Genomic DNA, 2,994 nt, shown 5'->3' with positions numbered 1-2,994 from the left:
TACCATCAACCGTCCGCTTATTTTCTCTAGTGCGCTGTTTCCGCTGCACACCACAGGCATCAGTTTTCAGGGTTTGAATCTTGGTAAGCTTAGATTTGGTTATGACCTGATGGTAGGCAATGGCATTGGGTCGACGGATGTGCTGGACCTGGATAAAGGAAAGTCGGTTACGGCGGCAGTACACATCAAGCCACGTGACGCTTTGCGGATCGGACTCTCTTATTATTACGATAGGATACCTGGTGGGATTGAACTGCACAGCCACAGTGGCGGCCCGCCAAGCGTGTCGTCGAGGCTGGACGAGCAATTAATCACTTTGTCGGTGGCGAATTTCGGTGAAAAATTCGAACTATTAGCCGAAAGTACCCTGGCTCTCACAAAGTCCGACTCTACCGGAAAACAGAATTCTATAATGTCTTACGTTTACTTAGGCTATAAGCTAACGGAGAAGGTAACTTCCTATGTTCGTGTCGATAACCTTTCAAATTACGAACATGAGCACGAGCAAAGCAGTGTCGAATCGCTTGGGAACACGGTCGCTTATCTGGCCGGGCTACGTTACCAGATCAACTACCTGGCTACGGCCAAACTGGAATTTCAACACCAATCTACCGGTAAACAGCCCGCTGTGAACATAATAACCACCCAATTTGCAATCGGATTCTGATATGAAAAGTGTAAAAATAATATATTCCAAAACTATTGGGCGCTGGCTTATTCTGTCATTCCTTTTTTTGATGGCGACGCAGGCCCATGCCCAGCAGAGCCTGTCGGTTATTGCCAACCAGGAGGGCGCACCGGCGGAATTGTCCTCCAAAGAATTGAAATCGGTGTTTCGGGGAGAAAAACAGCGGTGGGATGCAGGCAACAAAATATTGATCGCCCTGATGAAAACCAATACAAAACTCGGGCTTACGGTATGTGATAAGGTATACGGCATGAAGCCGGATCAAATGAATAAGTACTGGCTGGCGCTGGTTTTTCAGGGTAAAGTTTCGGCGCCTTATTACTTCAACTCAACCACCGATCTGCAAAATTTTATCGCGCAGAACCCCGGTGCTGTGGGTATTCTCGACGAAAGCGTGGACACTTCCGAAATTAAAACCGTTGCCGTAGATGGTAGAAAGTCGATTTAAAATTCCCTTATTCCGGGCCATTTGACACCGATAACCGGGTACTCCAAAACAAAGACAAATGGGACTGAACTTAAAATCTAAAATTTGGCTCACGGTATCGGCGGTCGTGTTGATGTTCTCGTTTTTTACCCTCTATTATTTTCCTGATCAGCAGGCCAAATTACTGTACGAGAACTATAACAAGGAAGTACAAAACCTGGCCAACACGGTTTCGCTGGGCGTGAAAATAGGTATGACCGAGCAGAATTTCGAAGGCGTGCAAATGGCTATGGAATTCGTCAAGAACGACCCCCGCCTTGAGTTCGTCTATCTGCTTCAATCGGATACGGTGTGGAACGCTGCCCGTACCTCCTACGAGGTCGAAGACAAGCTGTTCAATGCCTTTCCCGAAGACAAGCCGATAGACCTGAATGCGGTGTCTAACGACTCCTCGATTGTCAAGCGATCGGCGTTCCAAACGCCTGTTATCTCGGGAGCAGTGTTGATCGGATTCTCTACCAGGGACATCAATATTGGTAAACAAAGGATAAGAATTACTTCTCTGCTGGTGAGTGGTTTGGTACTGGGCATCGGGATCGTGATGGGCTTCGTGCTGGCCAAGAATATTTCGGGTCCTGTAATGGATTTGCGTTCGGCGGCGATTCGGGTAAGCAAAGGAGACTTCTCTCCTAGGGTGGACTGCAAATCAAACGATGAGATCGGCGACCTTGGAAAATCATTCAATATCATGGTGGATTATCTATCACGAACTACCGAAAAATTAAAAGAAGCAAACCAGTCTTTAGCCACCACCAACGATGCGCTACACAATACTGTTTTGGAATTAAATGCCACCCAGGATCAACTCATTCAGAAAGAGAAAATGGCTTCACTGGGTGAATTGACAGCGGGCATCGCCCATGAAATTCAGAATCCGCTCAATTTCGTCAACAACTTCTCGGTTGTCAATCAGAGCCTTATCGAGGAAATGCTTGAGGAGTTAGAAAAAGGAGGCATAGAGGAAGCCATCGCGATCGCGAATGATATCAAAGCGATGGAGGAAAAAATCAATACTCACGGCAGGCGGGCGGACTCCATTGTAAAGGGAATGCTCCAGCACTCCCGCAGCAGCACGGGCGAAAAGCAATCGATCGACCTGAACGCCCTGGCCGAGGAGTACCTGCGCCTAAGCTATCACGGCTTACGAGCCAAAGACACCTCATTTACCGCCGAATACAAAACTAATCTCGACGAGGACATTCACTCGGTAAAGGCTGCCCCCGAAGATCTATCGAGAGTGCTGTTGAACCTTTGCAACAATGCTTTCTACTCCGCCAACGAAAAAAAGAAAGTGGCTGAAGAAGGATATAAGCCCACCGTCGAGGTAAGCACGCGAAGAATGAAGGATAAAGTCGAAATTTCGGTCAAAGACAATGGCATGGGTATCCCGGAGAAGGCGCTGGGCAAAATCTTCAATCCTTTCTTCACCACCAAGCCTGCCGGCCAGGGAACGGGACTTGGCCTGTCGCTCAGTTATGATATCGTTGTCAAAGGACATGGCGGGGAACTGAGCGTAAATACGCAGGAAGGGCAAGGCACCGAATTCATAATCCGCCTGCCCTACCACGAAGACAAAGTACTCTCAGCCTGATAGTGTGCGATAATCTTTTTATTCCCCACCGCACCGCGCTAGCACTACCACCCAATTCCGTAATCTTCACCGTGGTTGCTCGATCCACCCCACAGGCTGCCGTGTTTCCAGTCGAAGTAGATGGCATTGATTGGGCCGCTGGTGCGGTCGTCGAAGGTGAGGGAATAACCCAGCTTTTTAAGTTCTTCGCGGACTTTCTCCGGGACTTTGTCATTCAGCAGCAGTTGA

At 48.4% G+C, this 2,994-nt stretch carries 4 protein-coding genes; 3 read left to right on the top strand and 1 reads right to left on the bottom strand.

Annotation, left to right across the window (positions count from 1 at the left end; genetic code table 11):
* The 3 genes from ACEW8P_RS11660 to ACEW8P_RS11650 form a co-directional block, all read left to right on the top strand.
* Positions 1-667: hypothetical protein (locus tag ACEW8P_RS11660; protein WP_373513255.1), on the top strand; the 667-nt coding region annotated here is incomplete at its 5' end.
* A 1-nt stretch (position 668) separates the two neighbouring features.
* Positions 669-1,136 (top strand): hypothetical protein, encoded by a 468-nt coding sequence (locus tag ACEW8P_RS11655; protein ID WP_373513254.1) that lies wholly within the window; start codon positions 669-671, stop codon positions 1,134-1,136.
* Between the two features lie 58 nt (positions 1,137-1,194).
* A complete protein-coding gene (locus ACEW8P_RS11650) occupies positions 1,195-2,766 on the top strand; it encodes an ATP-binding protein (protein ID WP_373513253.1) in 1,572 nt (523 codons plus the stop codon).
* A gap of 44 nt (positions 2,767-2,810) precedes the next feature.
* Here the strand turns inward: ACEW8P_RS11650 and ACEW8P_RS11645 are convergent.
* The coding region (locus ACEW8P_RS11645) for a hypothetical protein (protein ID WP_373513252.1) at positions 2,811-2,994 on the bottom strand (184 nt) is incomplete at its 5' end.

Origin of the sequence: Persicitalea sp., assembly GCF_041751555.1 — a bacterium.
Classification (GTDB): Bacteria; Bacteroidota; Bacteroidia; order Cytophagales; family Spirosomataceae; genus Persicitalea.
Note: the sequence above shows the minus strand (reverse complement) of the source record. Positions and strands in the feature narration are given on the sequence as shown.